At 73.3% G+C, this 19,060-nt stretch carries 6 protein-coding genes and 1 pseudogene; 5 read left to right on the top strand and 2 right to left on the bottom strand.

The features are described from left to right. The 5 genes and pseudogenes from LX83_RS21550 to LX83_RS21580 all read left to right on the top strand — a co-directional run. On the top strand, positions 1-3,501 hold a 3,501-nt coding region (locus LX83_RS21550; RefSeq protein WP_253774236.1), incomplete at its 5' end, for a type I polyketide synthase. A gap of 4 nt (positions 3,502-3,505) precedes the next feature. After that, positions 3,506-13,117, top strand: a pseudogene (locus tag LX83_RS21560) (SDR family NAD(P)-dependent oxidoreductase); the annotation flags it as partial. An 86-nt stretch (positions 13,118-13,203) separates the two neighbouring features. Beyond that, positions 13,204-14,046 carry a glycoside hydrolase family 16 protein gene (locus LX83_RS21570; RefSeq protein ID WP_253774238.1) on the top strand — a complete coding sequence of 281 codons (843 nt, stop codon included), beginning with the start codon at positions 13,204-13,206 and terminating at the stop codon, positions 14,044-14,046. A 38-nt stretch (positions 14,047-14,084) separates the two neighbouring features. Continuing rightward, on the top strand, positions 14,085-15,641 hold the full coding sequence (locus tag LX83_RS38470) for a prenyltransferase/squalene oxidase repeat-containing protein (protein ID WP_253774240.1): 1,557 nt from the start codon (positions 14,085-14,087) through the stop codon (positions 15,639-15,641). Between the two features lie 27 nt (positions 15,642-15,668). Beyond that, the gene (locus LX83_RS21580; RefSeq protein ID WP_253774242.1) at positions 15,669-16,880 is read left to right on the top strand and encodes a cytochrome P450; all 1,212 of its coding nucleotides are present in this window, start codon (positions 15,669-15,671) and stop codon (positions 16,878-16,880) included. A gap of 56 nt (positions 16,881-16,936) precedes the next feature. On the opposite strand, the gene LX83_RS21585 is transcribed toward LX83_RS21580, so the two are convergent. Then, on the bottom strand, positions 16,937-17,959 hold the full coding sequence (locus LX83_RS21585) for an acetylserotonin O-methyltransferase (RefSeq protein ID WP_253774244.1): 1,023 nt from the start codon (positions 17,957-17,959) through the stop codon (positions 16,937-16,939). A 170-nt stretch (positions 17,960-18,129) separates the two neighbouring features. Then, complete coding sequence (locus tag LX83_RS21590; protein WP_253774246.1) at positions 18,130-18,900, bottom strand: hypothetical protein; 771 nt, start codon at positions 18,898-18,900, stop codon at positions 18,130-18,132. Between the last annotated feature and the right edge of the window lie 160 nt (positions 18,901-19,060).

Raw genomic sequence — 19,060 nt, forward strand, 5'->3', positions numbered from 1 at the left:
TGGGGTGGTCGGTTGTCGGTGGCCGCGGTCAACGGCCCTGGGTCCACGGTGGTCTCCGGTGAGGTGGAGGCGCTGGAGGGGCTGCTGGCCCGGTGTGCGGTGGAGGGGGTGCGGGCGCGGCGGATCCCGGTGGACTACGCGTCACACTCGGCACAGGTCGAGACGATCCGCGACGAACTGCTGGCGTCGCTGGCCGGGATCACTCCGGTGTCCTCGACCGTGCCGTTCCACTCCGCACTGACCGGAGCACCGATCGACACGGCCAGCTGTGATGCCGAGTACTGGTATGAGAACCTCCGGCGGACCGTCCACTTCGACCAGGCGGTGCGCGGACTCGCCGCCGCGGGCCACACCGTGTTCCTGGAGGTCAGCCCGCACCCGGTGCTCACCATGGGCGTGCAGCAGACACTTGACGAACTCGACCACCCCACGGGAGTCGCGCTCGGTTCCCTGCGCCGCGACGAGGGCGGCATGCCTCGGCTGTTGACTTCCCTGGCCGAGCTGCACGTGCACGGGGTGGCCGTGGACTTCGCCGCGGTGTTCGCCGGCACCGGTGCCCAGCGTGTCGACCTGCCCACCTACGCCTTCCAACGACAGCACTACCGCCTGCCCACCGGCACCACCACCACCGCTGACGTGTCCGCGGCCGGCCTCGGCCCTGCCGAGCACCCGCTGCTCGGCGCGGTGGTGCGGATGGCCGACTCCGACGGGCTGCTGCTCACCGGGCGCCTGTCCACCCGGACCCAGCCCTGGCTCGCCGACCACGCCGTGCTGGACACGGTGTTGCTGCCGGGCACCGCGATCCTGGAACTCGCGATGCACGCGGGCGAACAGGCCGGCTGTGACCGGATCGAGGAGCTGACGCTGCAGGCGCCGCTGGTGGTGCCGGACGACGACGCGGTGCTGGTGCAACTGGTGGTGGGCGCGCCCGACGAGTCGGGCCGGCGCAGCCTGGACCTGCACTCGCGGCGCGCGGACGCGCCCGAGCGGGCCTGGACCCGCAACGCCACCGGGGTCCTGGCCACCACCACCCCCGACGAGCAGGCCGCGGCCGCGCGCTCGTGCAAGCTGACCGGGAACTGGCCGCCACCCGGCGCGACCACTTTGGACGTCACCGACTTCTACCAGGGCTTTGCCGAGCGCGGCTACCGGCACGGGCCGGCGTTCCAGGGGCTGCGGGCGGCCTGGCGACGCGGCTTCGAGGTCTTCGCCGAGGTGCGTCTGCCCGCCGACCAGCGGGGCGACGCGAGCCGCTACGGCGTGCACCCGGCACTGCTGGACGCCGCCACCCACGCGATGGCACTGGCCGGTACCTCGGCCGAGGGGGACGGTGGTCCGCTGCCGCCGGCGCACCTGCCGTTCTCGTGGAACAACGTCACCCTGCACGCCGCCGGGGCCGAGGCGCTGCGCGTGCGCATCGCGGCCTCCGGCCAGCACGAGGTGTCCCTGGCGGTCAGCGACCCGACCGGTGCGCCGGTCGTGTCGATCGACGCCCTGGTGGTGCGGCCGGTCTCCGCCGCCCAGCTCTCCTCGGCCCGCGACACCCGCCAGGACTGTCTGTACCAAGTGGACTGGACAGCACTGGCCACACCGGCAGAACCGGTGGCCGTGCCCACCCGGTGGGCGGTGCTGGGTGCGGACGAGGCCGCCGTGGGCTCGCTGCTGGAACGGGCGGGGCAGGACGTCCACCCCTACCCGGACCTGGCCGCGCTGGACGCGGCACTCGACGCGGGCGCACCGGTTCCGGACGCGGTGGTCGTGTCCCGCATCGGCGCACCGGCCGCCGGCCGGGGTGACGCCGACGCGGTGCGTTCGGCCACCACCGAGGTGCTGGGCCTGCTGCACCACTGGCTCGCCGACGAGCGGCTGGCCGAGGCACGGCTGGTCATCCTCACCCGGGGTGCGGTGACCGTCGACCACGGCGGGAGGATCGACACCGCGGGCGCCGCGGTGTGGGGCATGGTGCGCTCGGCGCAGACGGAGAACCCGGACCGGTTCGTCCTGGTCGACGTGGACGATCAGGACGCGTCCCGCCGGCTGCTGCCGGCGGTGCTGAGCGTGCGCGAACCGCAGCTCGCCCTGTGGCAGGGCCGCGTGCACGCCGCGCGCCTCACCGGCCTTCCGCACTCCACAGTGGACGATCTGACGTGGACGTGGCCGGCGGGCACCGTCCTGGTCACCGGTGGCACCGGAACGCTGGGCAGCCTGGTGGCCCGGCACCTGGTGGCCACCCACGGCGTGCGGCGGCTGCTGCTGACCAGTCGGCGCGGACCGGGCGCCGAGGGCGCCGCCGAACTCGTGGCCGAGCTGACCGAACTCGGCGCGCACGTCGCGGTCGTCGCCTGCGACGCGGCCGAACGGGAGCAGCTCGCCGCGGTGCTGGCGCGCGTGCCAGCCGAGCACCCGTTGACCGCGGTCGTGCACACGGCCGGCGTGCTGGACGACGGCGTGGTGTCCGCGTTGACCCCGCGGCGGTTCGACACCGTGTTGCGGCCCAAGGTCGACGCCGCGCTGAACCTGCACGAGCTGACCAAGGACCACGACCTGGCCGCGTTCGTGCTGTTCTCCTCGGCCGCCGGCACGTTCGGCACGGCCGGGCAGGCGAACTACGCCGCCGCCAACGCGTTCCTGGACGCCCTGGCGCGGCAGCGGCGGGCCGCCGGCCTGCCGGCGCTGTCACTGGCCTGGTCACTGTGGGAGCAGCGCAGCGGCATGACCGGCCGACTGAACGACACCGACCTCGCCAGGATGGCCAGGGGCGGCATGGTGCCGCTGTCCTCCCGGGAGGGCCTGGCGCTGTTCGACGCCGCCGTGGCCGCGGCCGAACCGGTGGTGGTGCCGGTGCGGCTGAACACCGCGGTGCTGCGCGCGAACACCGCACCCGACACCGTGCCGGCGCTGCTGCGCGGTCTGGTGCGGGGACCGACCAAGCGCGTCACCACCACCGCGCCCGCCAGCGGCCTCAAGGACCGGTTGGCGGGTCTGCCCGACGTCCAGCGGGACGAGGCGGTGCTGGAACTGGTGCGCGGCCAGGTCGCCACCGTGCTGGGCCACCAGGCGGCGGCGGAAATTCCGCCGGACCGGGCGTTCAAGGAACTCGGCTTCGAATCACTCACCGCCGTCGAGTTGCGCAACCGACTGGCCAGCGCCACCGGACTGCGGCTGCCGGCGACCCTGGTCTTCGACTACCCGAACCCCGCGGCGCTGGCCAACCACCTGAGCGCCACGCTGTTCCCGGACGGCGCACCGGAACAGGAGCCCGAGCCCGGCGAAGCCGAGATCCGGCGTGCGCTGGCCACGATCCCGGTCGCGCGCCTGCGGGACACCGGACTGCTGGACGCCCTGCTGCGGCTGGCTCACCCCGGCACCCGGGACGACGCCCCCGCGGCCGAGGACACCGGGGAGTCGATCGACGCGTTGGACGTGGACGGTCTGGTCGAGATGGCACTGGGCAACGGCGGTTCCGGATTCGCCGTGGACGTGGAGCTGGGCGATGTCTGACCCTAACGAGAAGGTGGTGGCGGCGCTGCGGGCGTCGCTGAAGGAGACCGAACGGCTGCGGCAGCAGAACCTGCGGCTGCGCTCCTCGGCCACGGAGCCGATCGCCATCGTGGCGATGAGCTGCCGGTTCCCCGGTGGTGTGCGCGGCCCGGCCGACCTGTGGCGGCTGCTGCTCGACGAGCGCGACGCCATCACCCCGTTCCCCACCGACCGGGGTTGGGACCTCGACGCGTTGCGCGATCCCGACCACGGCGTCAGCCAGGCCCACGAGGGCGGGTTCCTCGCTGACGCCGCCCAGTTCGACGCCGCGTTCTTCGGGATCTCCCCGCGGGAGGCCACCGCCATGGACCCGCAGCAGCGGCTGCTGTTGGAGGCGTCCTGGGAGGCACTGGAACGCGGTGGCATCGACCCGGCGTCACTGCGGGGCAGCCAGACCGGTGTCTACGTCGGGGTGATGAACAACGAGTACGGTTCGCGGCTGCGGACCGTGCCCGAGGCGGTGCGGGGCTACCTCGGCAACGGCAGTGCCGGCAGCATCGCCTCCGGACGGGTGGCCTACACCCTCGGCCTGCACGGCCCAGCGGTCACCGTGGACACCGCGTGTTCCTCGTCGCTGGTGGCGCTGCACCTGGCCGGCCTGGCGCTGCGGAACAACGAGTGCTCGCTCGCGCTGGTCGGCGGGGTGACGGTGATGGCCACCCCGGGCACGTTCGTGGAGTTCAGCAGGCAGGGCGCGCTGGCCCCGGACGGCCGGTGCAAGGCGTTCGCCGACAGCGCCGACGGCACCGGGCTGGCCGAGGGCGTGGCCGTGCTGCTGGTCGAACGCCTGTCCGAGGCCCGGCGGCACAACCATCCCGTCCTGGCCGTGGTGCGGGGCACCGCGATCAACCAGGACGGGGCCAGCAACGGGCTGACCGCGCCCAACGGGCCGGCCCAGCAGCAGGTGATCCGGCAGGCACTGGCCAACGCTGGTCTGTCCACACGCGACGTTGACCTGGTGGAGGCGCACGGCACCGGCACCAGCCTCGGTGACCCGATCGAGGCGCAGGCGATCCTGGCCACCTACGGGCAGGACCGACCCGCCGACCGTCCACTGTGGCTGGGATCGGTGAAGTCCAACATCGGGCACACCCAGGCGGCGGCCGGCCTGGCCGGCGTGATCAAGGCGGTGTTGGCGATCCGCAACGGCGTGCTGCCGCGCACCCTGCACGCCGACCAGCCCACCTCGCACGTGGACTGGACCGAGGGACAGGTGCGGCTGCTCACCGAGACGATGCCCTGGCCCGATCCGGCGGGTGCCGACGCCGGGCACGTGCGACGCGCCGGGGTGTCCTCGTTCGGGGTCAGCGGCACCAACGCGCACGCCGTCATCGAGCAGGCGCCACCGGAGGCCACCACCGCGACAACCGTGTCCACAGCGGATCCCGCCGACACCGACCACACCCCGCGCCCCTGGCTGCTGTACGCCAGGACCGACGCGGCCCTGCGCGACCAGGCGCGGCAGCTGCACGACCTCGTCCTCGCCGACACCGGAGTCGACCTCACCGACCTCGCCTGCTCCCTGGCCACCACCCGCTCGGCCATGGAACACCGGGCCGCGGTCGTCGGCCGGACCCGCGAGGACCTGCTGGGCGGCCTGACCGCGCTGGCCGCTGGCACCAGCGCCGGCAACGTCGTGGTCGGCACCGCGGCGACGGGCGGCAAGACCGCGTTCCTGTTCACCGGCCAGGGCAGCCAACGGCCCGGCATGGGCCGTGAACTGCACGCGACCCAGCCGGTGTTCGCCGCCGCGCTCGACGAGGTGTGCGCGCAGTTCGACGACCCGGTGCGGCAGGTGATCTTCGCCGAGGCCGGCACCGAGGACGCGGCCCTGCTCGACCAGACCGCGCACACGCAGACCGCGCTGTTCGCCCTTGAAGTAGCCCTGTACCGGCTGCTCGAACACTGGGGCGTGCGCGCGGACTTCCTGGCCGGGCACTCGATCGGCGAACTGGTGGCCGCCCACGTTGCCGGAGTGCTGTCGCTGCCCGACGCCGCCGCACTGGTTGCGGCGCGGGGCAGGCTCATGCAGGCACTGCCCCCCGGCGGGGCCATGCTGTCGGTCCAGGCCGGCGAGGACGAGGTGCTGCCGCTGCTGGCCGGCCGGGAACAGCGGGTGGGTGTCGCCGCAGTCAACGGTCCACACGCGACGGTCATCTCCGGTGCCGAGGACGCGGTGCGCGACATCGCCGCCGAGTGCGCGCGCGCCGGGCACAAGACCAGGCGGCTGCGGGTCAGCCACGCCTTCCACTCACCGCACATGGAGCCCATGCTGGCCGACTTCCACCAGGTCGTCGCGAGCCTCTCCCTCGCCCCGCCGCGGATCCCGATCGTCTCCAACCTCACCGGCGCGCTCGCCACCGGCGCGGAACTGTGTTCCCCGGAGTACTGGGTGCGTCACGTGCGCCAGACCGTGCGCTTCCGCGACGGCATGCGCAGCCTGGAACGCGCCGGCGTCACCCGCTACCTCGAACTCGGGCCCGACGGCGTGCTCACCGCGATGGGACGGGACAGCCTGGCCGATCCCACGGCCGCGCTGGTGGTGCCGGTGCTGCGTCGGGGCAGGCCGGAAGCGCGCACCGCGATCAACGCGGTGGCCCAGGCGCACGTGCACGGCGCAGCCGTGAACTGGCGCGCGCTGTTCGGTCCCGCGCGCCGGGTGGACCTGCCCACCTACGCCTTCCAACACCAGCGGTACTGGCTGCACGAGACCGGTGGCCCCGCCGAGGTCTCCGCGGCGGGCCTCGGCCCGGCCCACCACCCGCTGCTCGGTGCGGCCGTCACCCTCGCCAGCACGGACGGGCTGCTGTTCACCGGGCTGCTCTCCACCCAGACCCACCCCTGGCTGGCCGACCACGCGATCGGCGACACCGTGCTGGTGCCGGGGGCGGCCCTGGTGGAGCTGGCGGCGCACGCCGGCGACCAGGTGGGCTGCCAGCGGATCGAGGAACTCACCGTCGAGGCGCCACTGCGGCTGCCCGAACGCGGCGGTGTCCACCTGCAACTGGTCGTGGACGCACCGGAGCAGACCGGCCGGCGCGCGCTCAGCCTGTTCTCCCGGGCCGCCGACGCCCCACCAGACCAACCCTGGACCAGACACGCCAGTGGCCACCTGGCCCCCACCGGCCCGGAGACACCGGCCCGGCTGGACGCGTGGCCACCCGTGGGCGCGGACCCGGTTGACCTGACCGGTTTCTACGACCGGCTCGGCAGCGCCGGCGTGCGCTACGGCCCGGCGTTCCAGGGGCTGCGCGCGGCGTGGCGGCACGGCGACGCGGTGTGCGCCGAAGTGGCGCTGCCCGACACCCTCGACGCCAGCGCCTACCTGCTGCACCCGGCGCTGCTGGACGCCGCGCTGCACGGCGCGGCACTGGCCGCTGACGACGCCGCCGCGGCGGTGCGGCTGCCGTTCGCCTGGACCGGGGTGCGGGTGCACGCCGTCGGCGCCACACAACTGCGGGTCCGGTTGGCCGTCACCGGGCCGGACACCGTGTCCGTTGCCGCGTACGACACCGAGGGCGATCCGGTGGCCACCATCGCGGCACTGGTGAGCAGGCCGGTGTCCGCCGACCAACTCGACGCGGCCCAGCCCCACCAGGCACTGTTCCAGGTGGACTGGCCGGTGCTGCCGCTGCCCGACACCGCGCCCACCCAGCGGGTCGCCGTGCTCGGACCGGATACGGGCGGGTTGGTCGAGTCGCTGACCGCGGCGGGCGTGACCGCCAGCGGACACACCGACCTGGCCGCGCTCAACGCCGCGATCACCGAGCACGCGCCAGCACCGGACGTCGTGCTCGCCGCCATCACCAGCGAACCCGCCGAGGGGGAGGACCTGGCCGCGGCGGCACACGCGAGCGCGGCGCGCGTGCTGGATCTGGTGCGGTCCTGGCTCGCCGCCGGCCAACCCACCGGATCCCGGCTGGCGATCCTGACCCGAGGTGCCGTGGCCGTCACCGCCGCAGCGCCGTTGCCCGGCCTGGCAGCCGCCCCGGTGTGGGGGCTGGTGCGCGCCGCCCAGGCCGAACACCCGGACCAGTTCGTGCTGATCGACCTGGACGACGAGCCGCACTCGATCACCGCGCTGGCCGGTGCGCTCGCCACTGCGGAACCGCAACTCGCCATCCGCGCCGGTGCGGTGCGGGTACCCCGGTTGGCCGGGGCAGCACGGTCCGACGCGCGGCCCGCGGTCCGGTTCGATCCCGCGGGGACGGTGCTGGTGACCGGCGCGGCCGGCAGCCTGGGGCGCTCACTCACCCGCCACCTGGTGACCGAACACGGGGTGCGGCGGCTGCTGCTGGTGAGCCGGCGGGGAACGGCCGACCCCGACGCGGTGAGTCTGGCCGCCGACCTGGCGGAACTGGGCGCGCGGGTCAGCGTCGCCGCCTGTGACGTGGCCGACCGGGCCGCCGTGGCCGACCTGCTGCGGCGGATTCCGGACGAGCACCCGCTCACCGCGGTCGTGCACACGGCGGGCGTGCTGGACGACGGCACGGTCACCGCCCTGACCGACGAACAGCTGGACCGGGTGCTCCGGCCCAAAGTGGACGGAGCAGTGCACCTGCACGAGTTGACCCGGCGGTTCCCGCTGTCCGCGTTCGTGCTGTTCTCCTCGGCCGCCGGCACGCTCGGCAGCGCCGGCCAGGCGAACTACGCCGCCGCCAACGCGTTCCTGGACGCGCTCGCCGAACACCGCCGGGCACAGGGACACCCGGGTCTGTCGTTGGCCTGGGGGCTGTGGGCGCAGGACGGCGGCATGACCGGCCGGCTGGGCACCGCCGACCGGGCCAGACTGACCCGCGGCGGCGTCACCGCACTGTCCACAGCGGAAGGTCTGGCGCTGGTCGACGCCGCACTCGCCGCCGACCAACCCGTGCTCGTGCCGGTGCGGCTGGATCTCGCCGCGATGCGCACCCGGTCCACTGTGGAGCCGGTACCCGCGCTGTTGCGCGGTCTGGTCCGCACACCGGTCCGGCGCACCGCCGGAACGGGCAGGGCCGCCGGCCAGTCCACCCCCTGGCAGCGGCTCGCGGCGCTGCCACCCGACGAACAGCACCAGACGGCACTGGCACTCGTCCGCAGCGAGGTGGCCGTGGTGCTCGGACACGCGGGACCCGAGGCGGTGGAACCCACCCGGGCGTTCAGTGAACTGGGCTTCGACTCGCTCACCGCGGTCGAGCTGCGCAACCGGCTCAACGCCGCGACCGGACTGTCCCTGCCGAGCACGCTCGCCTTCGACTACCCCGACGCGACAGCACTGGCCGAACACGTGCTCGCGGAACTGGTCGGCGACACCGCGGCCGCGGCTCCCGCCCCGGCGGCGACCGCGGTTCCGGTGCACACGAGTCCCGCTGACCAGGACCTGGTCGCGATCGTGGCGATGAGCTGCCGCTACCCCGGGGGCGTTGACTCACCGGAGGAGCTGTGGCGGCTGGTCGCCGACGGCGGCGACGCCGTGTCGGGATTCCCCACCGACCGCGGCTGGGACGTGGACGCGCTGTACCACCCGGACCCCGATCACCGAGGCACGTCGTACGCGCGGGAGGGCGGCTTCCTGCACGACGCGGCAGCGTTCGACGCCGCGTTCTTCGGGATCTCCCCCCGGGAGGCCGTGGCCATGGACCCGCAGCAGCGCCTGCTGCTGGAAGCCAGCTGGGAGGCGTTCGAGCGCGCCGGGATCGATCCGCGAACGCTGCGGGGCAGCCAGACCGGGATCTTCGCCGGGCTGATGTACCACGACTACGCGGCCCGCGTGCACACCGTTCCCGAGGAGTTCGAGGGATACCTGGGCAACGGCAACGCGGGCAGCATCGCCACCGGTCGGGTGGCTTATGCGTTGGGGTTGCAGGGGCCGGCGGTGACGGTGGACACGGCGTGTTCGTCGTCGTTGGTGGCGTTGCACCTGGCGTGTCAGGCGGTGCGGGGTGGGGAGTGTGGGTTGGCGTTGGCGGGTGGGGTGACGGTGATGGCGACGCCGGGGGCGTTTGTGGAGTTTTCTCGGCAGCGGGGGTTGGCGGTGGATGGGCGGTGCAAGTCGTTCGCGGAGGGTGCGGATGGGACGGGGTGGGGTGAGGGGGTGGGTGTGGTGTTGGTGGAGCGGTTGGTGGATGCGCGGCGCAACGGGCATCCGGTGTTGGCGGTGGTGCGGGGCAGTGCGGTGAATCAGGACGGGGCGAGTAATGGGTTGACGGCGCCCAACGGGCCGTCGCAGCAGCGGGTGATTCGGGCGGCGTTGGCGTCGGCGGGGTTGGGGCCGGGTGAGGTGGATGTGGTGGAGGGGCATGGTACCGGGACCAGTTTGGGTGATCCGATTGAGGCGCAGGCGGTTCTGGCGACTTATGGGCGGGGTCGGTCGGGTGGTCGTCCGTTGTGGTTGGGGTCGGTGAAGTCGAACATCGGGCATGCGCAGGCGGCGGCGGGGGTGGCGGGGGTGATCAAGGTGGTGTTGGCGATGCGGCACGGGGTGTTGCCGCGCACGTTGCACGTGGACGCGCCGTCGTCGCGGGTGGACTGGTCGGTGGGTGCGGTGTCGTTGTTGACCGAGCCGGTGCCCTGGCCGGAGACCGGGCGTCCCCGCCGCGCCGGCGTGTCCTCCTTCGGCATCAGCGGCACCAACGCCCACGTGATCCTGGAACACGTCGCTCCGGTCGCCGAGCAGCCGCCGGCCGAGCAACCAGACCCACCGGTGGTGCCGTGGGTGCTGTCCGCCAGAAGCCCGGCGGCACTGCGCGGCCAGGCGGACCGGCTGCTGCACCACCTCGACAGCCACCCCGGCCTCCGCTCTGTCGACATTGGACACTCACTGGTGACGACACGCACCCCGTTCGAACACCGGGCCGTGCTCATCGGGACCGCCCAGGCGGAGTTCCGCGACCAACTGCTCGCCCTCACCCGGGACGAGCCGTGGCCCGGTCTCGTGCTGGGCGCGGACAGCACCGGACCCGGCAGGACGGCCTTCCTGTTCAGCGGCCGGACCGAACGGCTGCGCGGCATCGCGCGGGAACCGCACGCGCGCTTCCCGGTGTTCGCCCAAGCACTGGACGCGGTCTGCGCCGAGTGGGACGAGCAGCTGGCAACCGCGGTTCGAGCGGTGGTGTTGGCCGAGCGACAACCGCCGAACCACGCCGGTGTCAGCCACGCCGCGCTGTTCGCCGTGCAGGTCGCCCTGTTCCGGTCGCTCCAGCACTGGGGCATCCACCCGGACCTGGTGGTGGGCCACTCGGTCGGTGAACTGGCCGCCGCACACGCCGCCGGAGTGCTGCCACTGGCCGATGCCTGCGCACTCGCAGCCGCCACCGGCCGGGCGGCGCGCGCGTCGGCCGATGACGGTGCGCTGGCCGAGATCCGACGCGTCGTGCAGCGGATGGCGGCGCGGCCGCCTCGGCTGCCGCTGGTGTCGACCACAACCGGCTCGGCCGTCACCGCCGACCAGTTGTGCGCACCCGAGCACTGGGTGCGGCTCGGGTGCGAGCCGGGACGCGTGCCCGACGCCGTGGACCGCCTGGCCGCCGAGGGGGTGACAACGCTGCTCGATCTGGGTCTGGACGGCGACCTGGCCTCGACAGCCCAGGACGCGTTGGCCGGCACCACCGGGGCACCGGTGGTGGTTCCGGTGCTGCACGGCGACCAGCCCGTGGTCGCGTCGCTGACCGCCGCCGCGGCCCGGCTGCACACCACCGGCACCGATGTCAACTGGGCGGCCTTCTTCACCGGGACCGACGCGCGGCGGGTGGACCTGCCCACCTACGCGTTCCAGCGGGAGCGCTACTGGCTGACCGTGCCGGACTCGCCGGTCGGCGCCCCGGACGAGCGGACCGATCAGGTCTGGGACGCGGTGGACCGCGCGGACCTGGACGCCTTTGCCGCCACCCTGAACCTGGACCGGGACGCGTCGCTGTCGGACGTGCTGGCGGCACTGGCCGCGTGGCGCGGTGGCGGCGCGCGGCCCGACACCGACCAGTTGCGCTACCGGCTCACCTGGCAGGCGTTCAGCGACCTGCCCGTCCGGGGTGTCGCCGGCAGGTGGCTGGTGGTGTTCCCGACCGGCAGCGCCGACCGCGGTGCGGTGGCCGGTGTGCTGCAGGCACTGCGGGAACACGGCGTGACCGCCGTTGAGGTGGCGGTGGACCCCGACGCGGCGGCCGTCGAAGACCGCGTCCGGGCCGCGCTGACCGACGGCGAGCCGGTGCGGGGCGTGCTCTCGCTGCTGGCCCTGGCCGCGAACCCCGACCTGTCGCTGGCCCTGGCGGGGGCACTGCGCGACGCGGGCGGCGGAAGTCCACTGTGGAACATCACGCAGGGGGCGGTGTGCGTTGGTGACTCGGCGGGTCTGGCCCACCCGGAGCAGGCGTCGGCGTGGGGGATCGGCCGGGTGCTGGCCCACCAGCGGGCGCCGTGGGCCGGCCTGCTCGACCTGCCCGAGGTGCTGGACGAGCGGATGCGCGGCCGGCTGTGCCGTGTCCTCGCCGGATGCGCGGACGAGAACCAGGTCGCCGTGCGACCCTCGGGGGTGTTCGTGCCGCGCCTGGTCCGCGCGGCCCGCCGCGTGCGCACCGGAACCGGGTGGACACCGAGGGGAACGGTGCTGGTCGACGGCGTCGTCGACCGCACCGGTGCCCGCATCGCCCGGTCCCTGGCGCACGGCGGCGCCGAGCACCTGCTGCTGACCCACAGCCAGGCCGACACCCCGGTGATCGCCGACCTGGTGGCGGACCTGGCCACGACCGGCACCCGGGTGACCGTTGAACCGGACCCCGGCACCGGCCGGGACGACCTGCGCGACCTGCTCGCCGAACACCAGCCCACCGCGGTGGTCGCGGTGGACAGCACCCCGGAAGCGGTGGCGGCGCTGGACGAACTCACCAGGGACAGCCACCTCGACGCGTTCGTCGTGCTCTGCGCGCTCGGGGCCACGCTCGGTTTCCCCGACCAGCCAGCCGACGCGGCACGCCACGCCGTGCTCAGCGCGCTCGTGTGGCAACGGCACCAGGCGGGAGTGCCCGCGACAGCGGTCGCCTGCGGGCCGTGGTCGCACGACGACCGGGCGGCCGACACCGGGGAGCGGCTCACACCCGAATCGGTGCTCACCGAGCTGCGGTGGGCCGTGCCGGAGCGGCAACCGTTCCTCGTGCTCACCGACATCGACTGGCGGCGGTACGAGGCGGCCGAGCCGGCTGCGTTGCTGCGCGAGCTGTGCCAGCCGCACACCCCCGAGCCCGGGGCGGACCAGCCGGTGGCGGCAACCGAACCCGAGACGCTGCTGCACCGGTTGGCCGGACTCGACCGCACCGCCGCCGACCAGGTGCTGCTGGACGTGGTGCGGTCACTGACCGCGACCGTGCTCGGCCACGCCACGCCCGCGGCGATCCCCCCGGACGCTGATTTCCTCGACCTCGGGTTCGCCTCGCTGACCGCGATCGAACTCGCCAACCGGTTGACCGCGGCGACCGGTCTTGAGCTGTCCCCGAGCCTGGTCTACGAGCACCCCACCCCGCTGGACGTGGTGGCCCACCTCCGCGCTGAACTGGGCGAACAGCCCCGGCGTGAGCCGGAAACCCCGGTGGGAGTAGGGGGTGCGTAGGGGCTGCTAGGGGCTGCGCCGGAACAGGCACCCCTCACTAACGTCAGAACTGGTTCCGCCGACCCGAAACCCACGCGGAGGGGCACATGGACACATTGGACGCGACCGGGACGATGCTCGACGCGACGGGGTGGCGCCCGCTGTGGAAGGACGACTTCCGCGGCCCCCACGGCGCTCCGCTGGACCACGAGCGGTGGAAGGTCATCGTTGGCAAGCCCTGGGCCTCGGGCATGGAGAGCTACGCCGACGACACCACCCACCTGCACCTGGACGGCGACGGCCACCTGGCCATGACCGCCACCCACGACGAGGACAACGGCTACGTGTCGGCGTGGATCGAAACCCGGCGCGAGGATTTCGTCCCACCCCCCGGCGGCGCGCTCCGCGTGCGGGCCAGGGTGCGCACCGCGCCCGGCCTCGGTGTGGACTGCGCGATGTTCGCCTGGGCCAACCGCATGCGCCACCTGGGCGAGCAGGAGCCGTTGCAGGGCTGGTACCAGTCCGGGGAGATCGACCTGTTCGAGGTGGTCAACTCCGAGCCGGCGCGCGTCTACGGGGTGGTGCACTCGCCGGAGTGCCACCAACTGCCGTCCCTGGGCATGGGCACGTTCACCAGCACCGCCGACGGCAGCCCGCTCAGCGACGACTACCACACCTACACCACGGTGTGGACCCACGATCCGGACTCGATCACCTGGTACCTCGACGGCACGCCGTACCTGCGCCTGACCCCCGAGGACACCACCGCCAAGGGCTGGTTGTTCACCCAACCCGTCTACTTCGGACTGTTGATCGTCATCGGCAGTCCCGGTGGGCCGATCCTGCCCGGCGACCCCGACCCCGCCGCGTTCCCCACCACCATGTTCGTCGACGAGGTCACCATCGAGGAGTTGCCGCCCGGCGGCGGCGCCCCGAACCTCGTCCCGTGACCTGTCCGCCTCCCGTGTCCTGGCAGGAGTTGCTGATCGTGCGAAACCCAGCAGAACCCGATGTCCCGGCGCTCGTGGACGACCTGGTGGCGGACGCCCTCGCCGATCCCACCGGCGGACTGTACCCGTCGGTCTACGAGACCGGGCGGCTGGTCAGCCTGGTTCCGTGGCTCACCGGACACGAGAGCCGGATCAGGTTCCTGATCGACGACCAGAACAGCGACGGCAGCTGGAGCGGCCCCGGCTCCTACGCGCTCGCGCCGACCCTCAGCGCGGTCGAGGCGCTGCTGGCCGTCCTGGACCGGGGCCGGGACCCCGCCGCCGCGCACCAGGGGCTGCTCGACAGCGCCAACCGGGGCCTGGCAGCGGCCAGCCGACTGCTCGCCGGTGTCGACGGCACGGCACCGCCCGGCACCCTCGTCGCCTTCCTCGTGGTGCCGGCACTGGTCGGTGACATCAACGAGCGGTTGGCCCGGATCGACCACGAGCGACTGGATCGGCGTCGCCTCGCGCTGCCGTCGAACGTCAGTGCCGAGCCGCTCGTGCGGTTGCGGGCCGAGGGCTGGCGCAATCCCGTGTCCACCCACTACCTCGAACTCGTCGGCCCGGTCGCGACCCGATCCGCCGACGTCCACCCGGTGTCGGGCATCGTCGGCTGTTCGGCGGCGGCCACGGCCGCGTGGCTGGGCCCGGACCGCCCCGGGCCGGCGCACACCGAGTCCGTGCGGTTCCTCGACCAGACCCAGGCGCGGCTGGGCGGCCCGGTTCCGGGGCTGACCTCCATGGCCTGGTTCGAGCGGGCGTGGGTCTACGACGCGTTGGCCGCGGCGGGTGTGCCGGCGGCCCGGATCGCCGGCCTGCTCGCCGAACTGCCGGCGAACGCCAGCACGGAGGGCGCACCGGCGGCGCCCGGCTTCGCCCACGACTCGGAAACCTCGGCGCTCGTGCTGTTGGCCAGGGCGTGGGCCACCAACACCGTCGAACAACCCCGGTGCCTGTGGGACTACGACGCGGGCACGCACTTCCTGACCACCAAGCCCGTTGGCGCGCCCTCACCGATCTCCAACTCGCGCATCCTCCAGGTGTTCGGCCGCTACCTGGGCCAGGCGCCGGCGGACAGCTCGCGCTGCGCCGACGCCATCACCCGGCTCGGGCGGTGGCTGCGCGACGGGCAGACCGACGGGCACTGGGTGGACCGCTGGCACGTGTCACCGCTCTACGCCACCCTGTGCTGCACCGTGGCGCTGCACCAGCACGGCGGGGCCGAACACGGCGCGGCCGTGCGCGCGGCCGTCGACTGGGTGTTGGCCAGCCAGCGCGCCAACGGGTCCTGGGGCGTGTGGGACGGCACGGCCGAGGAGACCGCGTACGCGCTGCAGACGTTGCTGCTGACCCGCCCCGACCAGGCCGGCGTTGCCCACGCGGTGCGGCGGGGACGGGAGTTCCTGCTCCAGCACGGCCTGACCGGCCCTCACCCTCCACTGTGGATCGGCAAGGACCTGTACGCGCCGGTCACCCTGATCCGCGGCGCGGTGCTCAGCGCGCTCGCCCTGTCCCGGCACCGAGCACTCGCCCCGGCGGCGGCCACCGACTGACCAGCCGGCACCACGCGAGGAGATGGCATGACCGCCCTTGACCACCAGCCGCGCAGCTATCCCTTCCGCCAGCCCCGGCGCCTCGACGTCGATCCCGAGTGCGCCTGGCTGCGCCGTGAGCAGCCGGTGTGCCGGGTCGAACTGCCCTACGGGGGCGAGGGGTGGCTGGTCACCCGGCACGCCGACGCCAGGACCGTGCTCGCCGACCCGCGGTTCAGCCGCGCCGCCCTGGTCGGCCGGGACGTTCCCAGGACAGCACCCCGGATTCCGCACGAGCCCACCATCCTCACCATGGACCCGCCCGACCACAGCCGCCTGCGTCGGCTGGTGTCCCGCGCGTTCAGCTCGCGACGCATCAACGAGATCGAGCCACGGGTCCGTCAGCTCACCCAGGGCCTGCTGGACCGGGTGCACGACCACGGCCCGCCCGCGGACCTCGTCGCCCACCTGGCGCAGCCGCTGCCGAGCGCGGTCATCTGCGAGCTGCTCGGCGTTCCCGAGGCGGACCGGCCCCGGTTCTTCTCCTGGGCCGACGCGGTGTTGACCAGCGACGCGGACAGCCCCGCGCGGATCGCCACCGCCCTCACCGAACTCAAGGGCTACCTGGCGGAGTTGGTGGCGCAACGCCGGGAGGAACCCACCGACGACGTGCTCGGCGCGCTCGTCCTGGCCCGGGACGAGCGGGGCCAGCTCAGTGAGCACGAGCTGGTCACCTTCGGGGTGACGCTGCTGCTGGCCGGTCTGGAGACGACCGCCAACCAGATCGGCAACTTCGTCTACCACCTGCTGACCCACCCCGACCAGCTCGCCACGCTCACGGCCGGTCCGCACCGGCTGGCCGACGTGGTCGAGGAGCTGCTGCGGCTGATCCCGATCTCCGCGCACGCGGGCTTCACCCGCGTCGCCACCGAGGACGTCGAGCTGAACGGGGTGCTGGTGCGGGCGGGTGAGGCCGTGTTGGTCGACCTGGACTCGGCCAACCGCGACGAGGCGGTCTTCACCGACCCGGACCGGGTGGACCTGGGCCGCGAACGCAACCCGCACCTGGCCTTCGGCCATGGCGCGCACCACTGCCTCGGTGCGCAACTGGCCCGGATGGAGTTGCGCACCGCGATCGGTGAACTGCTCACCCGGTTCCCCGGTCTGGCCCTTGCCGTGCCAGCGTCAGACCTGCTGTGGAAGCACGCCAGCGTCGTGCGTGGCCTGCGGGAACTACCGGTCACCTGGTCCACGCCCTAGCGGGGGAGTGCCCTCGGTGGCCGGGGCACGGCTCGCCCCTGGTCGGGGACGGGACGTCAGTCAGGCAGACCGCATTCCAGGACCGTGTGGATCGAGGGCAGCCGCTGTGCGGACAGCACGCGCAGCCCGGCCTGGGCCACCAGGGCACGCATTTCCGCCTCGGTGTGCAGCTGGGCGCCCTGTTCGAACATGACCATCTTGGTGAGCATCAGCACCCAGTTCGGGGCGGCACCGTTCAGCGGCTCCACGATGAGCAGCCGGGGACGCGAACCGGCCGCTGCCCGCGCGGTGTCCACCAGGGCGGTGCGCACCACGGTGAGCATGCGCACGATGGTGTCCGGCCGGCAGTCGTGCAGCACGTTCTTGAGCAGGTAGACGTCACCGCCGGCGGGCACCGAGGCGAGCAGGTCGGCCGGCTGGAAGTGGAGGCGGCCGACCAGGTCGGCCATCCCGGCGTCGGTCAGCCGCGCACCGGCCCTGGCGCACACCTCCGCCCGGTCCACGCAGATCCCGTCCAGGTGCGGGTTGGCCCTGAGCACGGCGGCGAGCAGATGGCCGTTGCCGCCGCCGAGGTCAACGACGCGACGCGCCGCGGAGAAGTCGTGGGCAGCCACGAGTTCGGGCGCGGCCAGGCCGGTCAGGTTGGCCATCGACCGGTCGAAGACCGCGGCCTCGTCCGGGTTCTGCTCCAGGTACTCGTACAGGGGCAGGCCGAACCGGTGTGGGAACGCGGGTTTGCCGGTGCGCACGGTGTGGTCCAGGTGCTGCCACGCCGCGCCGTAGCTGCCGACGGCCAGCAGGCAGAAGTGGCGGGCGGACCGGGGATGGCCGTCCCGCAACTGTTCGGACAGGGGCGAGTTGGTGAACCGGCCGGACTCGTCCTGTGCGAACACGTCCATCTCGACCAACACGTGCAGCAGGACGTCGAGCGCGGCCGAGTCGGCGCCGACCACCCCGGCCAGTTCCGCCGCGGACATGGGTTCGCCGGCCAGGTGCTCGGCCAGGTCGAGCCGGGCGGCGGTGGCCAGTGCACTGGCCAGCCACCCCGACATGGCGATCTGGAACAGCCGCATGCTCATCCCGCCCCCAGCGACAGACAGTTCCCGCCTGGTCCTGTGTGGACAGAGCCTCCGGCGTGGAACGCGAGTCCGGCCATCGTATTCGGCATTTTCGTCGGTTAACTCCGCTGTTCACCTTCCTGGTTCTTCGTCCGATTGGTCGACATTCACGGCTCGCGCCCCAGGTGGACTCAACCCAGGTGGGCGGTGGCGGTGGGCAGCGCGACCTGACCGGTGACGAATCGGCTCCACAGGCCGAACGTCAGGGGGTGGCCTGGTCGCGCGCTGCTCTCCACAAAGCTGTGGGTGCCCGTCTCATCGGTGGTGCTCGCACCGAACGACACCTGGAACCGCGTGGTGGCCGCCCGGTCGAGCGGGGGCAGCGGTGACGGCAGCAGTTCGTCCGACCCCCAGCGGTAGTCCGCCCGGTAGCACCCGGTGACCGGTTCGAAGGTGTTCGCCAACACCGCGCCCGTGGCCGGGATGGTGATCAGCACACCGCGCAGGCCGCTCCGGTACCGGGTGTTGAACACCAGCACCTCGGCCGAGGTGGCCGGATACACCTCCGCCCGACCCGACCCCACCTGGGAGCCGGCCGGACAGGCCGCCGGTCCACCCGCCCGCAGACTCGCCTGGTCGCAGGTCGGGAACTTCGTGGGGTTGAACCGGATCGACTTGTCGAACAGGAAGACGAACTGGCTGGCCGGGGCCGGTTTCTCCCCGGTAGCGGTGCGGCTGGTCCGGTCGAAGACCACCTCGACGCCGGTGGGTGAACCACCGTCGCGTCGGACGGAAACCGCCAGGCCGTCGAGGTTGCGCGGGCCGGCGACCGGTGCCTCCTGCGGCGGCACCGGGCCGCTCGGGGTGGGCACCGGCCAGCTAGCGGCCCTGGCCGGGGCGCTGACCAGCATCGCTGCCGCCAGCGCCCCGGCAGTCACCACGGCACGAATCGAGCGTCGCACACCGCCTCCCCGGTCAGTCGTGGCGAACGATCCGACTGAACCAGACAAAACGTGTTCTTCCCGTCAAGTCGGCGCGCGGCGGCCGTCCGGTCGAGCCGGCCGCCACAGCACGTGGTTCTGGTGCCTCGCGGAAACGAGTTGACCGGTTGCGCCCCGACCC

The sequence above is a fragment of the Goodfellowiella coeruleoviolacea genome (genome assembly GCF_024171785.1).
GTDB classification, from domain to species: Bacteria; Actinomycetota; Actinomycetes; order Mycobacteriales; family Pseudonocardiaceae; genus Goodfellowiella; species Goodfellowiella coeruleoviolacea.